The following is a 21,672-nucleotide window of genomic DNA, read 5'->3' as shown; positions in this document are numbered from 1 at the left end:
TCCCTATATTCGGAACAAATAAACCGAATTGATATAAGTTTGGAATTTTCATTCCATTTTCCGCTTGCCGCGTCAAGCCCGCGGGCCTTTCACATTTGTGAAATCCATCCTAAAGACAAGTGACGTCATCACCAGGGTGAGACGGCGCTATGACAACAATGAGACAAAGATGCAGCTGATCGACCCCAACCACCCGACCTATCGACACCTTTGGGTTCGTGTCCTCATCGTGGTGGTCTGTTTCGGATGGGCGATCTTCGAATTCATCGGCGGCGACCCGTTCTGGGGCATGCTTGCCGGCGGTGCCGGCGCCTATTCCTTCTATATGCTGATCTGGGCCTTTGATCCCAAGCCGCCGGAACCTGCCGCAGCCGTCACGCCCGATGACGATGACGGGGACGGGGCTAAGCCGGCGATAGAAGACGAGAAGAAGGGCGAATCATAAAAGCGTGTCGCGATCCTTTGGATGCGCGCCACGCTTCAGATTGTTGTTCACATTATCTATCTCAAAACCGATGCACGCTTTGGCGTGTCGTAAGCCGATCTTCGGCGCATGTCCGTCCTGTTAGGGCGACAGTTCCTTGGCTTGCGCGTCGATTTTTTCGCAGGCATCCCCGAACGGATCGCGCATCGGCACCAGCGGCGAAACGCCGAGCAGGAGAAGCGCTTTCAGATGCTGCCAGCCGCCGCTCAACATCGGCGCACAGGATGTCATGTCGGCGGGGTCCTCGTCATGGAGGCGCCTGTATTCCGCAAAATTGGGGAAGTCTTCATGGTTGTTCTTCACGACGCGGAAGCTCTCGGCCGCTGCCCCTTCGGCAAGGATGACTTCATGCGTATCGAGCAGCACGGCATAGTATTCGACCGAGGCGTCGTCGGCCGGAACGACCGGTGCAATGGTCGTGCCGTTCACGAGGTCCTTCACGCGGATCAGAGCACCGTTCAGAAACAGCGCATGCCCTGGCGACAGGTAGAGATCGGAATGCGGCGTGCGGCTGCCCAATGCATGGCGGGATACACGGATCGGCACGACGCTTTCAGGCCAGCGCGCGCCGCTCTTCCTGAAGGCTTGGCGGCCGACCCATTTGATCGCACGGGCATTGCCATCAAGAAGGGCAACGCGGTCGCCGACGCGCAGATCCTCGACAGGCTTTTCACCGCAATCCGTGAGGATCGCCGTTCCGCGCAGGAAACAATTTGCGCCGACGCCGGAACCACCGCCCCCACCGGAGCCCCCGTGACCACCGGAACCGCCATGCCCGCCGGAGCCGCCCCGGCCCCAAAGCCGCCCCAACGCATTCGCCGGGGATGCGGAAATCGTGGTGGCCACGGCAGCCGCGCCGGCAAGCCTGGCACCGACGGCAGCGGCAACACCTAGAAAATGTCTGCGCGCAGTACTGCGGGGCAGCTTCGGGTCTTCTGTGGATGACATGGTGGGTGTCCTCTGAAAACATTTGCACCGGCCTATGTTACAAGAGGTTGTATTTCATTCAATTTCGCTAAATAGCGTTGAGGCCTACTGAAAAGTGAGTAGGCACTGTATCCTGGCATGCCGAAATATGCTGTTGCCGGCACCAAAAAGCTGGAGATTTATCTGCTACTCAAGCGCGAAATATTCAATCGCGATACGATCAGCGCCGGTTGATTCGTCAGAGGAAAGCGCGTAAACAGCCTGCAAACTAGGCGGAAAAGCTTCAGGCGCGCGGCAGTCGGCGCATCGCCTCGTCGATCAGCAGGTTGGCGATCGTCATGCGTCTGTTGGCATTGTTGCGGAAAGGTTGCGCTACGCCGTCGGGATGATTGACCTTGGCGAAGGCGCGCCGCTTCTCGTTCAGTGTCTGCTGCGTATCGGCAGATGAGATCGCAAGTTCTGCGGCAATCTCTTCCGGTGCAATGCGGGCCAGATGCGCGGGCATGACGGGTTCGGGCGGAGGAGGCGCCTCGATCGCGGGCTCCGGACCGAGATTGTCGAAATAGGCTTCGCCGACACGCTGGGAGGCCGCCGACACACCTTCCATCACATCGAAAGCGAGGCCGGTGGTGAAGCCGGAAACGCGACGGGCGGCCGGCTCTTCCGCTTCGCCGCCGTCTTCCTTTTTCAACCGTTCGAGAACGGATTGGAATATCGATTGTCCGAACAGCATGCGCCTTCCTTTTCGAGCGGCGCATTAGACGGCGCCAACTTGGCGCCGGGCTGGATTCGAGGCAGGATCACGGGATCTCTCCGGAGCCGGGTGCCGCGGCAAGAGACAGCATATGCGAATGAGAAATGGGAGCGCGTATGACAGCGTGGAAGCGGACAGTACAATGGGCCGATTGGAACGGGGACGGACTCGAGTGTCTTTCCATTCTCCACAATGACGAGGGTGTGCTTGCGGACGGTATTGTGACCGGACACTTCGAAGCCAGCAAATATGATCTGACTTACCGGTTGATGATAGACCCGCATTGGCGGGTGCGCGAAGTCCGGGTTCAGATCGCTAATGGCCCACGGCTGCACATTCTGTCCGATGGCTGCGGTCGTTGGGTCAACGAGAATGGCTCGGGGATTTCCGGTTTGGCAAGGTGCATAGATGTCGATATTGCAGCGACACCCTTTACCAACACCCTGCCAATTCGACGGCTTGAACAAAAAACAGGCGTCGCCCAGGACATCAACGCCGCTTATGTTTCCGTTCCGGACCTGATCGTCGAGCCTGTCAAACAGCGATATACCAAACTTGCCGGAAACCGTTTTCTCTATGAGGGCATATCAACCGGATTTTCCGCCGAACTCGAGGTCGACGGCGACGGCATCGTGCTGGACTACCCGGGCGTTTTTAGAAGATTGTCATAGCATGCGCGTCGTTCAGTCCGGGCGCCTTGAAGACCCTAGCCCTCGGCCTGGCGGGTGCTTTCTTCCAGAATGAGATCGTAGAGCAGCCGGGCGCTTGGCGGCAGGGCGCGTTCGCGCACGGTGATCATGCTGTAGGGCTTGACGTTGATCTCGAAGTCGATCGGAAGGATGCGCACATCCGATGCATTGGAACTTTGCGAGGCAAGGAACTGGGCGACATCGATGGCGACGGGGGCGATGGCATCCGTCGCGCAGATGATCGCGCAGGTGAGCAGCAGCGAAGAGGTGTTGACGATGTTTTCCGGAAGCCGAACGGCGCGCGACAGAAATATGTCCTCGATCGTGCGGCGCAGCAGCGTGCCGGGCGGCTGGAACACCCAGTCGTAATCCCTGATCTCCGTGAGGCTGCTCGGTTTACTCTTCTTCAGTAGGGGATGGTCGCTGCGCACGATCAGGCAGGCCCTCTCAATGCCGATCTCGCGCACTTCGAAGAGACGTGGGTTGAGGTCATCGGGGATGCGGCTGATGATGAAGTCGTGACGGGCGGCAAGAAGCTCGCGCGCCAGCACGTTGCTGGTCTCGACCTGGATGTTGACCTCGATGCCCGGAAAGGTCTTGCGTACCGTGTTGATGGCGGGGACGACGAGGCTCATGGCGGGTGCGGTGACGGCGCCGATGAAGACCGAGCCGCCCTTGCCGCTCTTCAACTCGCCGATCTCGCGGCTCGCCTCCCGAAGCTCCAGGAGGATCTTGCGCGCACGTCTGGCGAGGGCCTGTCCGAAGGTGGTGAGCACCACGCCGCGGGCTACCCGCTCATAGAGCGGGGCCTTCACGATCGATTCCAGATCGGACAGCATTCGCGATGCTGCGGGCTGGGAGATGTTCAGCACCTCGGCGGCGGCCGAAATCTGCCCGCTATCTTCGATTGCGACAATCATACGCAGGTGATTCAGCTTAAGTCCCGCCCGCAAATGGCCATCATCGCCAAAATTGTCGCTGTTGATATCGACATGTTCCAACGAAAACGGCTCAGAGATAATCGTCATGGTTGCGGCCTCCCCACGGCATTCCATCAAAAGTAATACTTTTTAACGATATACCAAATTTGTTATGCATATTGCCAGTTATTCTATTTGACAGTTATAGGAATCCATACCAGTTTGCCGCCGTGTGCTGGTTGGCACTCAACACGTGTGAGATCGTGGAGGAGACCTACTTCGTTTCTCACCATCTGAAGTAACTATCCAATACGGAACCTGCCACAGTTTCGGGGCGGGCGATTTTTCGTCCGCTAATCTTTAACAAGGGAGAGAGAAATGAAATCCATTATCTCATTGATGGCTGCGGCTGCCTTCGGCGTCGCATCGTTCGTTATGCCTGCTCTGGCACAGGACAAGGGCCTGGTTGGCATCGCAATGCCGACGAAGTCCTCGGCCCGCTGGATCGACGACGGCAACAACATCGTCAAGCAGCTTGAGGCCGCTGGTTACCAGACCGACCTGCAGTATGCTGACGACGATATTCCGAACCAGCTTTCGCAGATCGAAAACATGGTCACGAAGGGCGCAAAGGTTCTCGTCATCGCTTCGATCGACGGTACGACCCTTTCGGACGTTCTTCAGAAGGCTCATGACGCCGGCATCAAGGTCATCGCTTATGACCGCCTGATCCGCGACTCTGCCAATGTCGACTACTACGCCACGTTCGACAACTTCCAGGTTGGCGTTCTCCAGGCTGGCACGATCGTCGATAAGCTCGGCCTCAAGGATGGCAAGGGTCCGTTCAACATCGAACTCTTCGGCGGCTCGCCGGATGATAACAACGCCTTCTTCTTCTATGACGGCGCGATGTCTGTCCTGCAGCCCTACATCGACAGCGGCAAGCTCGTCGTGAAGTCCGGCCAGACCGGCATGGACAAGGTCGGCACGCTGCGTTGGGACGCGGCAACGGCCCAGGCCCGCATGGACAACCTGCTCTCGGCCAACTACACCGACGCCAAGGTTGACGCTGTTCTGTCTCCGTATGACGGTCTGTCGATCGGCATCATCTCGTCGCTGAAGGGCGTCGGCTACGGTACGGCTGACCAGCCGTTGCCGGTCGTCTCAGGCCAGGACGCCGAAGTTCCGTCTGTCAAGTCGATCATCGCCGGCGAACAGTACTCGACGATCTTCAAGGACACGCGCGACCTCGCAAAGGTCACCGTACAGATGGTTGACGCCGTCATGTCCGGCAAGGAGCCTGAAGTCAACGACACGAAGACCTACGACAACGGCGTCAAGGTCGTTCCGTCCTATCTGCTGAAGCCGGTCGCCGTGACCAAGGAGAACTACAAGACGGTTCTCGTTGACGGCGGTTACTACACCGAAGACCAGCTGAAGTAATTATGAATGACCGGAACCCGCGTGATTGCGGGTTCCGGTCTTCGATTCTATGATCGCCGGGCCAGTTTCGGTCGCGGCGTTGGGTTTTTAGTCATGGAAAATACAATCCTCGAAATGCGGAACATCACCAAGACGTTCCCGGGCGTGAAGGCGCTCGAGAATGTGAACCTCAGAGTTCGCCAGGGTGAGATCCACGCATTGGTGGGCGAAAACGGGGCCGGCAAGTCGACCCTGATGAAAGTGCTCTCCGGCGTCTATCCGGCAGGAAGTTATGAAGGCGACATCGTCTATGAAGGCGATGTGCGCAATTTCAAGGTCCTGAAGGATTCGGAAGAAATCGGCATCGTCATCATCCATCAGGAACTGGCGCTCGTACCGCTCCTGTCGATCGGCGAGAACATTTTCCTCGGCAATGAAAACGCCAAGAACGGCGTCATCAGCTGGGAAGAGACATACAATCGCACCAAGCAGCTTCTGGCGAAGGTCGGCCTTCGCGAATCTCCGAACACGCTTGTGACCGACATCGGCGTCGGCAAGCAGCAGCTCGTCGAGATCGCCAAGGCTCTGTCGAAGAGTGTCAAGCTGCTCATCCTCGACGAGCCGACGGCATCGCTGAACGAGAGCGATTCCGATGCGCTCCTCAACCTGCTGATGGAATTCCGCAAGCAGGGCATCACTTCGATCATCATCTCCCACAAGCTGAACGAGATCCGCAAGGTCGCCGACCAGATCACGGTCCTGCGCGACGGCATGACCGTCAAGACGCTTGACTGTCACACGGACGAGATCAGCGAAGACATCATCATTAAGAACATGGTGGGCCGCGACCTCGCCGACCGTTATCCGGCGCGCTCCGTGCCGGTGGGCGAGACGATCTTCGAAGTCAGGAACTGGAACGCCTTTCATCAGCAGCATCGCGACCGCCAGGTCCTGCACGACATCAACGTGAATGTCCGCAAGGGCGAGGTCGTCGGCATTGCCGGCCTGATGGGCGCCGGCCGTACCGAGTTCGCCATGAGCGTTTTCGGCAAGTCCTACGGCCATAAGGTCAGCGGCGAGGTTTTCGTCGATGGCAAGAAGGTCGATACGTCGACGGTCCGCAAGGCGATCGACGCCGGTCTCGCCTATGTGACGGAGGACCGCAAACATCTCGGCCTCGTGCTGAACGACAACATTCTGCACAACACGACGCTCGCCAATCTGCTCGGCATTTCGAAGAACACCGTCATCGACGACATCAAGGAGATGAAGGTCGCGACGGATTATCGCTCGAAGCTGCGCATCCGGTCATCGGGCATCTTCCAGGAAACGGTCAATCTTTCGGGCGGCAACCAGCAAAAGGTCGTGCTGTCGAAGTGGCTGTTCTCCGATCCCGATGTTTTGATCCTGGACGAGCCCACACGTGGTATCGACGTTGGCGCAAAATACGAAATCTATACTATCATCAACCAGCTTGCCGCCGATGGAAAGGGCGTTCTGATGATCTCGTCAGAAATGCCGGAACTGCTTGGCACATGCGACCGCATCTACGTGATGAACGAAGGACGCATCGTCGCCGAACTGCCGAAAGGAGAAGCAAGCCAGGAAACCATCATGCGCGCTATCATGCGCTCAGGGGAGAAGAAACAATGACTCCTGTCAACCCGACAACATCAGAGGAAAGCAACGTCGTTTCGATTGCCGACTATATCCGCGGCAACATCCGCGAATATGGCATGCTGATCGCGCTCGTCGCAATCATGGCATTCTTCCAGTTCTACACTGGCGGCATCCTGTTCAAACCGGTCAATCTGACGAACCTCGTGCTGCAGAACTCCTTCATCATCATCATGGCGCTCGGCATGCTGCTGGTGATCGTTGCTGGGCATATCGACCTGTCGGTCGGCTCCATCGTTGCCTTCGTCGGCGCGCTGGCGGCCATCTTCACCGTTTCCTGGGGCATGAATTTCTGGCTGGCGGGTCTGCTCTGCCTGATCATCGGTGGATTCATCGGCGCGGCACAGGGTTATTTCATCGCCTATCACCGCATTCCCTCCTTCATCGTGACGCTTGCCGGCATGCTGGTTTTCCGCGGCCTGACGCTCACCGTTCTCGGTGGCAAGAACATCGGCCCGTTCCCGAAGGAATTCCAGGTCATCAGCACCGGCTTCCTGCCGGGCGACATGGTCGACATCTTCGGCGTTCCGACCCAGCTCACCTCGCTGGTCCTGACGGTCATCCTGCCGGTCATTCTCTTCTACCTCGCCTGGCGCCGCCGCAAGGTGAACGAGAGCCACGGCATCGATGTCGAGCCGATGGGCTTCTTCATTGGCCAGAACCTCCTCATCTCGTTCGCCATCCTTTGGCTCGGGTGGCTGCTGTCGACCTACAAGGGCCTGCCGAACGTTCTCATCGTCATGCTGGTGCTGATCGCTGCCTACAGCTTCGTCACGCGCCGTACGACGATCGGCCGCCGCATCTACGCCATGGGCGGCAACGAAAAGGCGACCAAGCTATCCGGTATCAACACCGAACGCCTGAGCTTCTTCACCTTTGTCAACATGGGTGTGCTTGCGGGTCTCGCCGGCATGATCGTTGCGCTGCGCCTGAACTCGGCAACGCCGAAGGCCGGTGTCGGGTTCGAGCTTGACGTCATTGCGGCCTGCTTCATTGGCGGCGCGTCGGCTTCGGGCGGCGTCGGCAAGATCACCGGTGCAGTTATCGGCGCATTCATCATGGGCGTCATGAACAACGGCATGTCGATCGTCGGCCTCGGCATCGACTTCCAGCAGATGGTCAAGGGTGCGGTGCTTCTCGCTGCCGTGTTCTTCGACGTCTATAACAAGAACAAGGGCTGAGCTCAGGCTCAGCCCCCGCATCGCAGTCATATGAAAACTGAATTCCGGCTCCGGATGGAGCCGGAGCGGCGGAGCTTTGCCATCGCCAAACGAAAGGATTAGGACCGTGCTTATTTCGCAGATCAAGGGCGCAAACGGAGAGATCATCGTCGCCGTGCGCGAACCGGGTGCCGCCGCCAAGGCCGTCAAGGGCGCTGAGAGCGTCTATGCTCTGGCGCTGGAAGCCGCAGACAGCGGCAAGTCCCTCGTTTCCGTTATCGAGGCTCACGGATTAGGCGATGCCGTCGATCTTGAAAAGGCTTACGCCGAAGGCCGCTTCCTGCCGCCGATCACGCATCCGGATGCGGCACACCTGCATCTGACCGGCACGGGCCTGACGCATCTGGGATCGGCTGCGACGCGCGATTCCATGCACAAGAAGACATCAGAGGCGGCAGAGGAAACGCTGACCGACTCCATGAAGATGTTCAGGATGGGTCTCGAAGGCGGCAAGCCGGCCGCCGGCCAGAAGGGCGTTCAGCCCGAGTGGTTCTACAAGGGCAACGGTTATGGTGCTGCTGCTCCGGGCGCTCCGCTCGTTTCGCCTTCTTTTGCGCTTGATGGCGGCGAAGAGCCTGAAATGGCCGGCATCTACGTCATCGCCAAGGACGGCACGCCGTTCCGTATCGGCTTTGCGCTGTCGAACGAGTTTTCCGATCACGTCACCGAGCGGATCAACTATCTCTTCCTCGCCCATTCCAAGCTGCGCCCGGCAAGCTTTGGTCCGGAGATCCGGATTGGTGTGGCGCCCGAGGATATCCGCGGCACCTCGCGCATCAAGCGCGGCAACCAGGTGATCTTCGAGAAGCCGTTCCTGTCGGGCGAAGCGAACATGTCGCACACTTTCGCCAATCTGGAATATCACCATTTCAAATATGGCCTCTTCCGCGTGCCGGGTGATGTGCACGTCCATATGTTCGGCACGGCGACGCTTTCCTTTGCCGATGGCATCAAGGCGGAAGAGGGCGATGTCTTTGAAATCGAGGTGGCCGAATTCGGCCTGCCGCTGCGCAATCCGGTGAAGGTTGCGGCCGAAGAAGAGATCGTCGTCAAGCAGCTCTGATTCCAACTGTCATCTCAAGGGGCCGGCCGCCACGAAAGCCGTCGGTCATTTGTCATAGAGGAGGCTCCAAGGCCATGACCGTCCATCAGAATCTCATTGCCGGCGAATGGACCGGCACAAATGCCGCCGAGAACATCAATCCGTCCGACACGAACGAAGTGGTCGGCCTCTACGCTCAGGCGAGCGCCGAGGATGCCAAGGCTGCAATCGCTGCTGCCAAGGCGGCTTTCCCGGCCTGGTCGCGCTCCGGCATCTGGGAACGCCACGTCATCCTGAAGAAGGCTGGCGACGAGATCATGGCCCGCAAGGACGAGCTTGGTGCGCTGCTCGCCCGTGAAGAAGGCAAGACGCTGCCCGAAGCGATCGGCGAAACGATCCGCGCCTCGCAGATCTTCGAATTCTTCGCAGGCGAAGCGCTGCGCCTTGCCGGCGAAGTCGTTCCCTCGGTGCGCCCGAACATCGGCGTCGAGATCACCCGCGAACCGCTTGGCGTCATCGGCATCATCACGCCCTGGAACTTCCCGATCGCCATTCCCGCCTGGAAGATTGCCCCGGCGCTCTGCTACGGTAACACCGTCGTCTTCAAGCCGGCCGATCTGGTGCCTGGCTGTTCCTGGGCGATCGCCGACATCCTGCACCGTGCCGGCCTGCCGAAGGGCGTTTTGAACCTCGTCATGGGCAAGGGCTCGGTCGTCGGCCAGGCGATGCTCGACAGCCCCGACATTGCCGGCATCACGTTTACCGGTTCGACCGGTACCGGCAGGCGCGTCGCCACCTCTTCCATCGAGCATAACCGCAAGTTCCAGCTGGAAATGGGCGGCAAGAACCCGATGGTTGTACTCGATGACGCTGATCTCACCGTCGCTGTCGAGGCGGCCGCCAATTCCGGCTTCTTCTCCACCGGCCAGCGCTGCACGGCCTCGTCGCGCCTGATCGTCACCGAAGGCATTCACGACAAGTTCGTTGCCGCGTTGACCGAGAAGCTGAAGACCATCGTCGTCGACCATGCCATGAAGCCCGGCACCCATATCGGCCCTGTCGTCGATGCCCGCCAGCTGCAGACCGATACCGACTATATCAAGATCGGCAAGGAAGAGGGCGCCAAGCTTGCCTTCGGCGGCGAACTCATTTCGCGCGACACGCCCGGCTTCTACCTGCAGCCGACACTCTTTACCGAAGCCACGAACCAGATGCGCATCTCCCGCGAAGAGATTTTCGGACCTGTCGTTTCCGTCATCCGTGTCAAGGATTACGACGAGGCGCTGGCGACTGCCAACGACACGCCATTCGGCCTGTCTGCGGGCATCGCCACGACCAGCCTCAAGCATGCGACGCATTTCAAGCGCAACTCCGAGGCCGGCATGGTGATGGTGAACCTGCCGACCGCCGGCGTCGATTTCCACGTTCCCTTCGGCGGCCGCAAGGGCTCGTCCTACGGCCCGCGCGAGCAGGGCAAGTACGCCGCCGAATTCTATACAACCGTCAAGACCGCCTATACGCTGGCTTGAGACCAAGCGCGATAACCTTGATCGTACGAGGCGGTCAGGGGATATCCTGAAGGACAGAGACTATGAAGAAGAAAGCAGAATGGCCGCGTAAGCTGAGGTCGCAGGAATGGTATGGCGGCACGAGCCGCGACGTGATCTACCATCGCGGCTGGCTCAAGAACCAGGGATATCCGCACGACCTGTTCGACGGCCGCCCTGTCATCGGTATCCTCAATACCTGGTCGGACATGACGCCGTGCAACGGTCATCTGCGCGAGCTCGCCGAAAAGGTGAAGGCGGGTGTCTGGGAAGCCGGTGGTTTCCCGCTCGAAGTGCCGGTCTTTTCGGCCTCCGAAAACACCTTCCGTCCGACCGCGATGATGTACCGCAATCTGGCGGCGCTCGCGGTGGAAGAAGCGATCCGCGGCCAGCCGATGGATGGCTGCGTGCTGCTCGTCGGCTGCGACAAGACCACGCCGTCGCTACTGATGGGTGCCGCCTCCACCGACCTGCCGTCGATCGTCGTCACCGGCGGCCCGATGCTGAATGGTTATTTCCGTGGTGAGCGCGTCGGTTCCGGCACGCATCTGTGGAAGTTCTCGGAAATGGTGAAGGCCGGCGAGATGACGCAGGCCGAATTCCTCGAGGCCGAGGCGTCGATGAGCCGTTCGTCCGGCACCTGCAACACGATGGGCACGGCCTCCACCATGGCTTCCATGGCTGAAGCGCTCGGCATGGCATTGTCCGGCAACGCCGCGATCCCGGGCGTCGATTCCCGCCGCAAGGTCATGGCGCAGCTCACCGGCCGCCGTATCGTGCAGATGGTCAAGGACGACCTGAAGCCCTCCGAGATCCTGACGAAGCAGGCCTTCGAAAACGCCATCCGCACCAATGCGGCGATCGGCGGATCGACCAATGCCGTCATCCACCTGCTGGCGATTGCCGGCCGCGTCGGCATCGATCTGACGCTTGACGACTGGGACCGTTGCGGCCGCGATGTTCCGACGATCGTCAACCTGATGCCGTCGGGCAAGTACCTGATGGAAGAGTTCTTCTATGCCGGTGGCCTGCCGGTCGTGCTGAAGCGCCTCGGCGAAGCCGGCCTGCTGCACAAGGATGCGCTGACCGTATCCGGGGAAACCGTCTGGGACGAAGTCAAGGACGTTGTCAACTGGAACGAGGACGTCATCCTGCCGGCTGAAAAGGCGCTGACGTCCTCGGGCGGCATCGTCGTGGTGCGCGGCAATCTTGCGCCGAAGGGCGCAGTGTTGAAGCCTTCTGCCGCTTCGCCGCATCTGATGGTCCATAAGGGCCGTGCGGTCGTGTTCGAGGACATCGACGACTACAAGGCGAAGATCAACGACGACAGCCTCGACATCGACGAGAACTGCGTCATGGTCATGAAGAACTGCGGGCCGAAGGGCTATCCGGGCATGGCCGAGGTCGGCAACATGGGTCTGCCGCCGAAAGTGCTCAAGAAGGGCATTACCGACATGGTGCGCATCTCCGATGCCCGCATGTCCGGTACGGCCTATGGCACCGTCGTGCTGCACACCTCGCCGGAAGCGGCTGTCGGCGGCCCGCTCGCGGTCGTCAGGAACGGCGACATGATCGAGCTCGATGTGCCGAACCGCCGCCTGCATCTCGACATTTCCGAAGAGGAACTGGCAAAGCGCTTGGCCGAATGGCAGCCGAACCATGACCTGCCGACATCGGGCTATGCCTTCCTGCATCAGCAGCATGTCGAAGGGGCCGATACCGGCGCCGACCTCGACTTCCTCAAGGGATGTCGCGGAAGTGCTGTCGGCAAGGACAGCCACTAGTTTAAGGCTCTAGGAATACGGATATGGGAGAGGCGGGCTTGGCCCGCCTTTTCTTTTTCTTACGCAATTTTGGACGCAAAACTGCGGTACAGTTTTGCGCGACATGCTTTTAGTGGCTCATGCCCTTCGGCAGCAGGAATTCGACGCCATTGCGCCGGCCGGCATCGATCACGCGCTGGATGTCGGGCGGCTCATTGCTCGGCGGCGGCAGTTCACGCGTGCCAGGCGGCATCGGCTCGCCGGCCTGAGAGAAGAATGCATCATGCACGAAGCCGGGTGTGTTGATGATCAGCATGCGCGACGGCTTGTCATCGATATTCGTGAAGGCGTGAACGGTACCCCTGGGCACCTTGACGAAGGTACCTGGCGTCGCGACACGTTTTTCGCCCTGGATCAGAAACTCGTATTTCCCTTCGAGCACATAGAAGGATTCATCGTCTGCGGGATGTTTGTTGGGGGGAGCGCCGGCGCCCGGCGCAGTGGTTGCCTCGATGAGGCTGAAGGTGCCGCCGGTGTCGTGATTGCGGGCGATGAAGCGCCAGAGAACGCCAAACAAATAATAGGTATCGGTCTGGATTGATGACATAGCACGTCCCCCCACAAAAGCGTCGATCCAAAGTGCCAGACCGTCCTTTGTGCGTCCGAATGAACACAGAGCGCTCCAGAGTTGTCAGGCCTGCAGCGCAATTCTAGCACAATACGGCAGTCAGATGATGATGCTAAGTTGTATTATGGGAGAAAAATACTAACCCAACCGGGTATCAACCCCTGGAGCGAAGCCGAACGTCTTCCGCCCCGGTCTGATCGAAGAGCATGCGGATTGCCGGCCAATTGCGACGGAAGGCCGCCACGCAGGCCGGGTCGAAATGCGTGCCGCTGCAGGCGATGATTTCGCGGTAAGCCTTTTCCATCGGCCAAGCCTGCTTGTAGGGGCGCTCGGAGCACAGCGCGTCGAAGACGTCGGCGACGGCGACGATACGTGCCTCGATCGGGATCTCATCGCCGGCAAGGCCCTGCGGATAGCCGGTGCCATCCCATTTTTCGTGATGGCCGCCAATGATGGCGGTGGCGACACGTGAAAGCTCAGCTGAGCTGTTGCGCAGGATTGCGACGCCGATCGGCACATGCTCGCGCATCTTCTCGATCTCATCGGGCTCCAGCTTGCCGGGCTTCTGCAGGATGGCGTCGGGAATGCCGATCTTGCCGATATCGTGCAGCGGTGCGGCGAGATAGATGTTGCGGCGCTGGATGCGGTCCATGCCGAGGCCTTCGGCGATCAGCTCGGCGATATTCGCAACGCGCTCGATGTGATCACCGGTATTGCCGTCGCGCGAGGCCATCGCCTGCGCCAGGCACCAGATGATCTCCTGTTCGCGGATATCGGCCTCTTCGCTGGCGCGACGAAAAGCCTTATCCAGCGAGCGGGCGCGGTCGGCGAGCGCAAGCTGGGCGTTGCGCAATGTCAGGAGATTGAGAATTCGAGCCTCGAGCTCCAGCGGGTCGAAGGGCTTCGCCAAGAAGTCGGTAGCGCCTGCCTCCAGGGCGTCCAGGCGCACGGAGCGCTCCGTCTGGGAGGTGACCATCACGACAGGGACCGTCTCGTAGCCGCGCTGGCCGCGCAGGCAGCGGACAACGTCGATGCCGTTGATCTCGGGCATCATGTAGTCGACCAGTACGACGTCGAATTCAACTGACTTCGTCCGCTCCAGGGCCTCCAGCGGATTGGTGAAGCTCTCGATATGGCAGCTGGCGAAGCGACGGACGGCGGTTTCGAGAGCAAGCAGGCTGGATTTGCTGTCGTCGATAATAAGAAGAGACATAAACGACCTACTGAAAACGCTGAATTAAACAGGCCGGCGCGCACTGTACCGGTGCCCACGAAATTGCGAGCCACGAGCACACAGCTTCCGCCAGCCGGTTTAACATCGGGTTAGTTCAAAGTAGCGAATTGGTTGCAACGGCAATTTTTGCGTGTTTCAACAGGCGGGACGGTCAAAGCAAATCAGTCTGTTTTGTCAGCTCTGGCTTTGGCTTTGCATCTGGCTGCCGTCCTCGACCTTCACCGTGACCGACAGCTTCTCACCAGGTGTGCCGATGCGCATGCCCGATACCGGAGCTGCATCCTTGTAAGAAAGACCGGAGGCTGTGCGGACATAGCGGTCATCCGGGCAGATCTTATTGGCGGGATCGAAGCCGACCCAGCCGAGACCTGGAATATGCGTCTCTGCCCAGGCATGGGTGGCGGCCTGCTCGACCTTTTCTTCCATCATCAGATAGCCGGAGACGTAGCGCGCCGGCATATCCAGTGCGCGAGCGGCGGAGACGAAGATATGGGCGTGGTCCTGGCAGACGCCGGTCTTCTTCTCCAGCGCCTGTTCGGCAGTGGTTTCGGTGCCGCTGGTGCCGGGCCGGTATTCCACCGCCTCGTGGATCGCCGCCATCAGTGCATGCATGCGGGCAAGCTCGGTTTCACCGGTCACGCCTTTGATCAGTTCCTTCACCAGCTTGCCGCTTTTGGTCAGCGGCGTCTCGCGCAGGAAGAGCCAGAGCGGGCAGAAGCCGGTATGGGGACCGATCACGCCGTTGCGATCCTCGGTTTCGATCTCGCCTTCGGCAACGATGCGGGTCTCCTGTTGTTCGCCTTCCAGCGAGACGAGGTTCACATGATTGCCGAACTGGTCGTCATATTCGACCTCGGGCCTGGCGCCTTCGACATGCAGCGACCAGTTGATCACGGTCTGTCCGATCATGGTCGGCGGCGTCAGGCGCAGGCGCTGCAGGGAAAACTGCGCCGGCTCGTCGTAGCGGTATTCGGTGAGGTGGCTGATTTTCAGTCTCATGATCTGACCCGCTTAAGCATAGAACCGGTAGCCATCAGAGATCTCGTTGCCGAGCTTGTTGTTGCGCGCGACGAAATCCTCGAGGAATTCATGCAGGCCCTGATCCATGACATCCTTGATCTTCAGGGTCTGCAGCGTGGCACGGATAGCATCCGCCGTTTCGTGCGCGGCGAGCCGCTCGCCATAGTCCTTGGCGATGTAGCCGAGGTTGCTGACGATCTTCTCGTAGCAATAGGCGAGCGAACGCGGCATCTGGCCGTTCAGGATGAGGAAGTCGGCGATGTTCATGGCGCGGTATTCGCCGTCATAGGCCCAGCTATAGGAACGATGGGCGGAGACCGAGCGCAGGATCGACTCCCACTGAACGTTGTCGACCGAAGAGCCGACCTGCGAGATCGACGGCAGCAGCACGTAATATTTCACGTCGAGGATACGGCTGGTATTATCGGCACGCTCGATGAAGGTGCCGATGCGGGCGAAATTATAGAGTTCGTTGCGCAGCATCGAACCATGAAACGCGCCGCGGATCAGGCCCGCCCGATGCTTGATGACGTCGATGACTTCAGGAAGCTCCGCCGCCTTCAGCTTTTTCGACAAAAGCTCTTTGAGATCGATCCAGCATTCGTTGGTCGCTTCCCAGGTCTCGCGTGTCAGTGCCGTGCGCACCATGCGGGCATTGTTGCGGCCGAAATCGATGCAGGACATGACGCTCGACGCGTTCTGGCGGTCGCGCAGCATGTAGTCGATCACGTCGGGTCCGGTCAGCTTCGAATGGCTCTCATCATAGAGTTCGCGCACGCCGGCGCTCTGCAGAACGCCGTCCCAATTGTCATCACCGGCGTCACTGCGTGTCAGCGACATGCGCAGGCCGGCATCCACGAGGCGTGCAATATTCTCAGCGCGCTCGATGTACCGGAACATCCAGTAGAGCCCGTTTGCAGTTCTTCCGAGCATCAGTCCTCCAATACCCAGGTGTCTTTGGTGCCGCCGCCCTGGCTGGAATTGACGACCAGCGAGCCCTGCTTCAGCGCCACGCGGGTAAGCCCGCCCGGAATGATTTGCACCTTGTCGGAAACCAGCACATAGGGGCGCAGGTCGACATGGCGGGGTGCGATACCCTTGTTGACGAGGATCGGCACGGTGGAGAGCGACAGCGTCGGCTGGGCAATGTAGTTGCTGGGCTTTGCCTTCAGCTTCTCGGCGAAATCGGCGCGTTCCTTCTTGGAAGCGGTCGGGCCGACGAGCATGCCGTAGCCGCCGGAGCCATGCACTTCCTTGACGACGAGTTCTTCCAAGTGCTCCAGCACATATTTCAGGCTGCCGGCTTCCGAACAGCGCCAGGTAGGCACGTTTTCTAGGATCGGCTTGCGGCCGGTATAGAACTCAACGATTTCGGGCATGTAGGAATAGATCGCCTTGTCGTCGGAAATACCGGTGCCGGGCGCATTGGCGATGGTGATGTTGCCGGAGCGGTAGACATCCATGATGCCGGGAATGCCGAGGGCCGATTCCGGGCGGAAGGTGAGGGGGTCGAGAAAATCGTCGTCAACGCGGCGGTAGAGTACGTCGATCGCCTCGTAGCCGCGCGTCGTGCGCATCTTCACCTTGCCGTCGATGACGCGCAGATCCGAGCCTTCGACCAGTTCGACACCCATCATGTCGGCGAGGAAGGAATGTTCGTAATAGGCGGAATTATAGATACCGGGCGTCAGGACCGCGACACGCGGCTTGCCCTTGCAGCCGGGGGGAGCGAGCGATGCCAGGCTCTGGCGCAGCAGATAGGGATAGTCCTCGACGCGCTGCACCTTGTTCTCGTGGAAGAGCTCCGGGAACATCTGCATCATGGTTTCCCGGTTTTCCAGCATGTAGCTGACGCCCGAGGGCGTGCGGGCATTATCCTCCAGCACGTAGAACTGGTCCTCGCCGGTGCGCACGATATCCGTGCCGACGATATGAGTGTAGACACCGCCCGGCGGACGGAAGCCGATCATCTCGGGCAGGAATGCAACGTTCTTCTCGATCAGCTCGCGCGGGATGCGGCCGGCGCGGATGATTTCCTGCTTGTGATAGATGTCGTCGAGGAAGGCGTTGAGCGCGATCACCCGCTGCTCGATGCCCTGAGCGAGCTTGCGCCATTCGCGGGCGGAGATGATGCGCGGGATGATGTCGAAGGGGATGAGCTTTTCGGAACTGTCGGCGTGGCCGTAAACCGCAAAAGTGATGCCGGTTTTCCGGAAGATGTTTTCGGCATCGCGGGACTTTGAAATCAGGTGCGCCCGGTCTTGGCTGTTGTACCACTCAAAGTATTTTTCATATGGCGCTCGGGGACTTTCGTCTCCGGTGATCATTTCATCAAATGCCAAAGGTGTGGCTCCCCTTTTTTGTTCATTTGAATACAACACAAAGGGCAATGCAAGAACCATGCACAGTTCGCATGGAAGATTCATAAAATCTTCTGCAATGCAAAAACGGGTGAAAAACTGGGCATTTATCAGGAGTCGGCGCGACGCGGATTCATGTCGATCCTGGTATGGCGCACAAAAGATGAGCAGGTGATTATTTCCTGCCCGGCTGACGGATCAAGCTCTGTCCGTGCCGATCACAAAGCGAGCGGTCAAAAGGAAGGGCCGGATCGCTCCGGCCCCTCGTGATATCTCGAGCTCAAGCGCGTTCGCTGCGCTGGCCGCCGCCATTGCGGCCGCCCTTGCGGCGCATGCCGCCATTGCCGTCACGGCGCTGTTCGCCATTCGGCTGGTGGTCGCCGTGGTTGCGTGCCGGGCGGCCATGGGCATGTGGCTTGTTGCCGCGATGATGGCCGGCAGCCTCACCCGGCTGAGCCGAACGCTGCTGCTGCGGCTTGCGTGCGGGGCGGAAATCCGAGGTCGAAACCAGATCATTGTCCGGGCCGACAGCAGGTGCCTGCTCGTTGCGACGCTGTCCGCGGAAATCCTGATTGCGGTTGTTCTTGTGCTGAGGGCGGGCGCGGCGCTCTTCGCCGGCGCGCACTTCAGTAACGTCGCCATCGTTACGCGGACGGCGGTCACCATGGCCGGTGGGACGGCCGCCGCTATTGCGGGTTTCGCTGCGTCCGCCTTCACGACGGCCACCTTCGCGACGCTCGCCACCTTCACCACGGCCACCCTGGCCGCGCTGCTGGTTCTGGCCGCGGCCGCGATTGTTGGCACGGGGAGCGGCACGCATGTCAGCCGGCGGTTCGCCGCTGGCAACGGCAATGTCGATGCCCATCAGCTTTTCGATGTCGCGCAGCAGGCGAGCTTCGTCGGGTGCGCAGAAGGCAATTGCGATCCCATCGCGGCCAGCACGGGCCGTGCGGCCGATGCGGTGAACGTAGGCCTCAGCCACTTCCGGCAGGTCGTAGTTGAAGACGTGGCTGACGGCAGGGATATCGATGCCGCGGGCGGCGACGTCGGTTGCGATCAGCGTCTTGATGGCGCCGTCGCGGAAGCCCTTTAGCGCGCGTTCGCGCTGGCCCTGGCTCTTGTTGCCATGGATGGAGGCGACGGAATAGCCGACCTGCTCCAGATGCTTGGCGAGCTTTTCAGCGCCGTGCTTGGTGCGCAGGAAGACGATGGCGCGGCCATCAGGGTTTTCGGTCAGCGACTTCTTCAAGAGAACCGTCTTGTCGTTCTTGCCGGGAACGAAGTGCACATACTGCTCGACCTTGTCGGCAGCCTTGCCCGGAGGCGTCACTTGGACCGTAACCGGATCGGTGAGATAATCGCCGGCGAGATCGGCAATCGCCTTCGGCATGGTGGCCGAGAAAAGCATGGTCTGTCGGCGCTTCGGCACCATCTTGGCGATCTTGCGCAGGTCATGCACGAAGCCGAGGTCGAGCATCTGGTCGGCTTCGTCGAGCACGAGGTAGCGCACGGCCGTCAGCGTAATGGCGTTGCGGTTGCAGAGATCGAGCAGGCGGCCGGGGGTGGCGACGAGGATGTCGGAGCCGCGCTCGAGCTGAAGCTGCTGCTTGTTGATGGAGACGCCGCCGACGACGACGTTGATGCGCAGCGGCGATTTGCGGATGAACTTCCTGAGACTGTCGGCGATCTGGTTCACCAGTTCGCGGGTCGGCGCTAGGATCAGCGTGCGGACCGAGCGGTTGTCGGGACGCCTCTCTTCCTTGAGCAGGCGCTCGATGAGCGGAAGGCCGAAGGCGGCCGTCTTGCCGGTGCCGGTTTGGGCAAGGCCGATCAAGTCACGGCCCTGGATGAGAAGCGGGATGGCCTGTTCCTGGATAGGGGTCGGCGTTTCGATGCCGAGCTGGAACAGGGTGGCGACGACCGGCTTGGAGACACCGAGCGATTCAAAATTGGTCAAGTCATAACCTTTTAGGGCGCGCCAAACGAAAACGCCGGATCGCCGAATGCGGTCCGGTGTCAATCTGGCGTCAAGAACCCCGCGTGAAATGGGAACTTGTAAGTTGGAAAAAGCTTTCCAGCGCGTCTTGCCGCACTTGGGTCGCGGCATCATCGGAATGCGCTCTATCCTTCTTCAGCATCTGTTGCAGTGGCACGCTCACGCGGCGGCCGGAAGGTGAAAGCTGAGTGCCATGTGGTCTATTTCCCACTGAAAGTCAAGGGGATCAGCCGACAATGACCTCTGAGGGCATGGAAAGGAGGAAATTTCCCGAGGCCGCCTCGGTACCGTTGATGAGAATGACGATGCGATGTTCGCCGGGATAGTAGCGCCGTGTCGTGATCGGCCGCATTGCGTGGCGACGCTGGACGACATGTTCTTCACCGGCTGCAAGCGTCACGGTTTTCCATTTGAAGACCTTTGGGGAGAGGGAGCCGTCAGCCTTCACGTGATGGATGGCATAGTCAATCATCAGGGATTGAGAGGCCTTGCCGGCATTGCGCAGGCGGATTTCGAAATCCAGACCTTCGCCGAAAAGCACTGATGGCTTGGGCAATCGCAGTTCGCATTCCAGAGCCGATGCCGCGCCGAAGCCGAAATTGGCGAGCGCCTGGGCGTGGCCCTTCTTCAGCAGCGTCCGGGAGGCGTGTTTGAGAAGCCAACGGCGTTCGGCGGAAGCCTCTTCGATATGTTTGGCAATGAAGGTTGCGACGAGATCGGGATGATGCTTGGCGATGTCGTTCAGGCTGTTTGCGACGGAGCGGCGGACATAGTCTTCGGGATCGTCCATCAGGGCCGTGAGGATCGGCAGGATGGGAGATGGATCCCTGACGAGCTGCGGCAGGCGCATCGCCCAGGGCAGGCGGGGGCGGGTGCCTTCGCTCGCCAGCCGCCGCACATGATGGTTGGGATCGTCGACCCAGCGGGTGATCGTTGCCAGCGCGCGCTGTTGATCCTGATGGATGAACTGGCGGATACCGAACTCTGCGGTGAAATGCGGCGTCAGCGCTTTCAGAAGATCGAGTGCGATATCGAAATCGCCGACGCCACGTGAGGCGACGAACTGGTTGACGGGCAGCAGCATCCAGCCGGTCAGCCCAACCTTGCCGGCGGCCGGCAGGCTCGCGTGAAGGATTGTCGCGGCCTGCGGGAAATCCTCGGGCAGGGTCGCAAGAAGCGCGTCGCGGATCAGTGCAGCACGCTCCATGAGCTCCAGCGATTCTATGCCGCCGGTTGCGAGTGCCGTGAACCGGTCGCTGTCGAAGGAAGGGGCGCCGGCGGCGATGATCTCCGCCATGGCGTGCACGAGCGCCGGACGCAGAAGGTTCTTGAGTGGTTCGGGCATCGCATATCCTCCCTCGGGTCACGCGATGCATGGCCCGGCGCCGGCGGGAGGTCAAGCGGCGCCGGTAAGACCTTCAGCGCCTGCAGACCTCGATGCGATAGGGCTCGCCCCAACGGTCATAGCGCCACTCGGGATGGCAGAAGCGCGGACCGTAATAGGCAGGGTATGCGGGATAGGCCGGATAATAGGCATAAGGCCGTGGATAATAGGCGTAGGGTCCAGGGTAAGCGGGACGCGAGGCAATCGCCCCACCTACAACGCCGCCGATGACGCCGCCGGCAACACCGCCCCAGAAGGCATCGTGCGGCCGGGCGTTTGCGGTATCGGCCGTTGCCAGTGAGGCACCGGCGAATGTCAGTGTAATCAGGCCCGCCGCCACTGTCTTATGAAGAACGGACATGTCGAATCCTTTCGTGGTAGGCTTGTCATTGAAGCCATGAGCAGAATCCACCTCGATCGCGGCGCGTTGATGGTTGCGCAAGCCTCGCCGGGATTAAATTTTCTCCATGCTTGTCAGTGTCGAATTGGGCTGGCGGTAGTTCCCCGCGACCTTCTGACCATGTCAGCTCCGTGCAAGCCCTTGTTGTCACCGTGACCCACCACCTTCACGAGCCGGCTCGGAATTTTTGCCTGCGGAATTTTAT

19 protein-coding genes are annotated in these 21,672 nt (G+C 60.1%); 8 read left to right on the top strand and 11 right to left on the bottom strand.

Annotation, left to right across the window (positions count from 1 at the left end):
- The first annotated feature begins 169 nt into the window (after positions 1-169).
- Positions 170-445 (top strand): hypothetical protein, encoded by a 276-nt coding sequence (locus tag ACK9YZ_RS15335; RefSeq protein ID WP_416064385.1) that lies wholly within the window; start codon positions 170-172, stop codon positions 443-445.
- A gap of 120 nt (positions 446-565) precedes the next feature.
- On the opposite strand, the gene ACK9YZ_RS15330 is transcribed toward ACK9YZ_RS15335, so the two are convergent.
- Both ACK9YZ_RS15330 and ACK9YZ_RS15325 read right to left on the bottom strand, forming a co-directional pair.
- Positions 566-1,432: a Hint domain-containing protein gene (locus ACK9YZ_RS15330; protein ID WP_416064384.1), complete on the bottom strand. Its 867-nt coding sequence runs from the start codon at positions 1,430-1,432 to the stop codon at positions 566-568.
- Positions 1,433-1,694: 262 nt separating this feature from the next.
- The gene (locus tag ACK9YZ_RS15325) at positions 1,695-2,144 is read right to left on the bottom strand and encodes a hypothetical protein (protein WP_416064383.1); all 450 of its coding nucleotides are present in this window, start codon (positions 2,142-2,144) and stop codon (positions 1,695-1,697) included.
- A gap of 137 nt (positions 2,145-2,281) precedes the next feature.
- Between ACK9YZ_RS15325 and ACK9YZ_RS15320 the strand changes: the two genes are divergently transcribed.
- A complete protein-coding gene (locus ACK9YZ_RS15320) occupies positions 2,282-2,836 on the top strand; it encodes a putative glycolipid-binding domain-containing protein (RefSeq protein WP_416064382.1) in 555 nt (184 codons plus the stop codon).
- 35 nt (positions 2,837-2,871) lie between these two features.
- Here the strand turns inward: ACK9YZ_RS15320 and ACK9YZ_RS15315 are convergent, their stop codons facing one another.
- On the bottom strand, positions 2,872-3,882 hold the full coding sequence (locus ACK9YZ_RS15315) for a LysR family transcriptional regulator (protein WP_416064381.1): 1,011 nt from the start codon (positions 3,880-3,882) through the stop codon (positions 2,872-2,874).
- 270 nt (positions 3,883-4,152) lie between these two features.
- Between ACK9YZ_RS15315 and chvE the strand changes: the two genes are divergently transcribed.
- The 6 genes from chvE to araD all read left to right on the top strand — a co-directional run bounded on the left by chvE (position 4,153) and on the right by araD (position 12,466).
- The gene (gene chvE, locus ACK9YZ_RS15310; RefSeq protein ID WP_416064380.1) at positions 4,153-5,217 is read left to right on the top strand and encodes a multiple monosaccharide ABC transporter substrate-binding protein; all 1,065 of its coding nucleotides are present in this window, start codon (positions 4,153-4,155) and stop codon (positions 5,215-5,217) included.
- Positions 5,218-5,310: 93 nt separating this feature from the next.
- Positions 5,311-6,849: a multiple monosaccharide ABC transporter ATP-binding protein gene (gene mmsA, locus ACK9YZ_RS15305; protein WP_416064379.1), complete on the top strand. Its 1,539-nt coding sequence runs from the start codon at positions 5,311-5,313 to the stop codon at positions 6,847-6,849.
- On the top strand, positions 6,846-8,054 hold the full coding sequence (gene mmsB, locus ACK9YZ_RS15300; protein ID WP_216755493.1) for a multiple monosaccharide ABC transporter permease: 1,209 nt from the start codon (positions 6,846-6,848) through the stop codon (positions 8,052-8,054). Before mmsA ends, mmsB begins: the two co-directional genes overlap by 4 nt.
- A gap of 106 nt (positions 8,055-8,160) precedes the next feature.
- A complete protein-coding gene (gene araD1 / locus ACK9YZ_RS15295) occupies positions 8,161-9,156 on the top strand; it encodes an AraD1 family protein (RefSeq protein WP_416064378.1) in 996 nt (331 codons plus the stop codon).
- A 74-nt stretch (positions 9,157-9,230) separates the two neighbouring features.
- Positions 9,231-10,664 (top strand): aldehyde dehydrogenase family protein, encoded by a 1,434-nt coding sequence (locus ACK9YZ_RS15290; RefSeq protein WP_416064377.1) that lies wholly within the window; start codon positions 9,231-9,233, stop codon positions 10,662-10,664.
- A 62-nt stretch (positions 10,665-10,726) separates the two neighbouring features.
- Positions 10,727-12,466: an L-arabinonate dehydratase gene (gene araD, locus ACK9YZ_RS15285; protein WP_416064376.1), complete on the top strand. Its 1,740-nt coding sequence runs from the start codon at positions 10,727-10,729 to the stop codon at positions 12,464-12,466.
- Between the two features lie 109 nt (positions 12,467-12,575).
- Here araD and ACK9YZ_RS15280 read toward each other — a convergent pair whose 3' ends face one another.
- The 8 genes from ACK9YZ_RS15280 to ACK9YZ_RS15245 all read right to left on the bottom strand — a co-directional run bounded on the left by ACK9YZ_RS15280 (position 12,576) and on the right by ACK9YZ_RS15245 (position 21,428).
- A complete protein-coding gene (locus tag ACK9YZ_RS15280) occupies positions 12,576-13,052 on the bottom strand; it encodes a cupin domain-containing protein (protein ID WP_416064375.1) in 477 nt (158 codons plus the stop codon).
- 175 nt (positions 13,053-13,227) lie between these two features.
- Positions 13,228-14,286 carry an HD domain-containing phosphohydrolase gene (locus tag ACK9YZ_RS15275; RefSeq protein WP_216755488.1) on the bottom strand — a complete coding sequence of 353 codons (1,059 nt, stop codon included), beginning with the start codon at positions 14,284-14,286 and terminating at the stop codon, positions 13,228-13,230.
- Between the two features lie 195 nt (positions 14,287-14,481).
- A complete protein-coding gene (locus ACK9YZ_RS15270; RefSeq protein ID WP_416064374.1) occupies positions 14,482-15,306 on the bottom strand; it encodes a transglutaminase family protein in 825 nt (274 codons plus the stop codon).
- Between the two features lie 12 nt (positions 15,307-15,318).
- On the bottom strand, positions 15,319-16,260 hold the full coding sequence (locus ACK9YZ_RS15265; protein WP_216755486.1) for an alpha-E domain-containing protein: 942 nt from the start codon (positions 16,258-16,260) through the stop codon (positions 15,319-15,321).
- Positions 16,260-17,669: a circularly permuted type 2 ATP-grasp protein gene (locus tag ACK9YZ_RS15260; RefSeq protein ID WP_216755485.1), complete on the bottom strand. Its 1,410-nt coding sequence runs from the start codon at positions 17,667-17,669 to the stop codon at positions 16,260-16,262. Before ACK9YZ_RS15260 ends, ACK9YZ_RS15265 begins: the two co-directional genes overlap by 1 nt.
- Before the next feature lie 298 nt (positions 17,670-17,967).
- Positions 17,968-19,692: a DEAD/DEAH box helicase gene (locus ACK9YZ_RS15255; RefSeq protein ID WP_416066750.1), complete on the bottom strand. Its 1,725-nt coding sequence runs from the start codon at positions 19,690-19,692 to the stop codon at positions 17,968-17,970.
- Between the two features lie 217 nt (positions 19,693-19,909).
- Complete coding sequence (locus ACK9YZ_RS15250; protein WP_416064373.1) at positions 19,910-21,028, bottom strand: DNA alkylation repair protein; 1,119 nt, start codon at positions 21,026-21,028, stop codon at positions 19,910-19,912.
- A gap of 73 nt (positions 21,029-21,101) precedes the next feature.
- Entirely contained in the window at positions 21,102-21,428 is a 327-nt protein-coding gene (locus ACK9YZ_RS15245) for a hypothetical protein (RefSeq protein ID WP_416064372.1), read from the bottom strand.
- Between the last annotated feature and the right edge of the window lie 244 nt (positions 21,429-21,672).

The sequence above is a fragment of the Rhizobium sp. ZK1 genome, assembly GCF_047782645.1.
GTDB lineage: Bacteria > Pseudomonadota > Alphaproteobacteria > Rhizobiales > Rhizobiaceae > Rhizobium.
Note: the sequence above shows the minus strand (reverse complement) of the source record. Positions and strands in the feature narration are given on the sequence as shown.

What these genes read in the sequence shown, in the direction of transcription:
- ACK9YZ_RS15335 (WP_416064385.1), top strand. Translation starts at nt 170, where the DNA reads ATGCAGCTGATCGACCCCAACCACCCGACCTATCGACACCTTTGGGTT.
- ACK9YZ_RS15330 (WP_416064384.1), bottom strand. Translation starts at nt 1,432, where the DNA reads ATGTCATCCACAGAAGACCCGAAGCTGCCCCGCAGTACTGCGCGCAGA.
- ACK9YZ_RS15325 (WP_416064383.1), bottom strand. Translation starts at nt 2,144, where the DNA reads ATGCTGTTCGGACAATCGATATTCCAATCCGTTCTCGAACGGTTGAAA.
- ACK9YZ_RS15320 (WP_416064382.1), top strand. Translation starts at nt 2,282, where the DNA reads ATGACAGCGTGGAAGCGGACAGTACAATGGGCCGATTGGAACGGGGAC.
- ACK9YZ_RS15315 (WP_416064381.1), bottom strand. Translation starts at nt 3,882, where the DNA reads ATGACGATTATCTCTGAGCCGTTTTCGTTGGAACATGTCGATATCAAC.
- chvE (WP_416064380.1), top strand. Translation starts at nt 4,153, where the DNA reads ATGAAATCCATTATCTCATTGATGGCTGCGGCTGCCTTCGGCGTCGCA.
- mmsA (WP_416064379.1), top strand. Translation starts at nt 5,311, where the DNA reads ATGGAAAATACAATCCTCGAAATGCGGAACATCACCAAGACGTTCCCG.
- mmsB (WP_216755493.1), top strand. Translation starts at nt 6,846, where the DNA reads ATGACTCCTGTCAACCCGACAACATCAGAGGAAAGCAACGTCGTTTCG.
- ACK9YZ_RS15290 (WP_416064377.1), top strand. Translation starts at nt 9,231, where the DNA reads ATGACCGTCCATCAGAATCTCATTGCCGGCGAATGGACCGGCACAAAT.
- araD (WP_416064376.1), top strand. Translation starts at nt 10,727, where the DNA reads ATGAAGAAGAAAGCAGAATGGCCGCGTAAGCTGAGGTCGCAGGAATGG.
- ACK9YZ_RS15280 (WP_416064375.1), bottom strand. Translation starts at nt 13,052, where the DNA reads ATGTCATCAATCCAGACCGATACCTATTATTTGTTTGGCGTTCTCTGG.
- ACK9YZ_RS15275 (WP_216755488.1), bottom strand. Translation starts at nt 14,286, where the DNA reads ATGTCTCTTCTTATTATCGACGACAGCAAATCCAGCCTGCTTGCTCTC.
- ACK9YZ_RS15270 (WP_416064374.1), bottom strand. Translation starts at nt 15,306, where the DNA reads ATGAGACTGAAAATCAGCCACCTCACCGAATACCGCTACGACGAGCCG.
- ACK9YZ_RS15265 (WP_216755486.1), bottom strand. Translation starts at nt 16,260, where the DNA reads ATGCTCGGAAGAACTGCAAACGGGCTCTACTGGATGTTCCGGTACATC.
- ACK9YZ_RS15250 (WP_416064373.1), bottom strand. Translation starts at nt 21,028, where the DNA reads ATGCCCGAACCACTCAAGAACCTTCTGCGTCCGGCGCTCGTGCACGCC.
- ACK9YZ_RS15245 (WP_416064372.1), bottom strand. Translation starts at nt 21,428, where the DNA reads ATGTCCGTTCTTCATAAGACAGTGGCGGCGGGCCTGATTACACTGACA.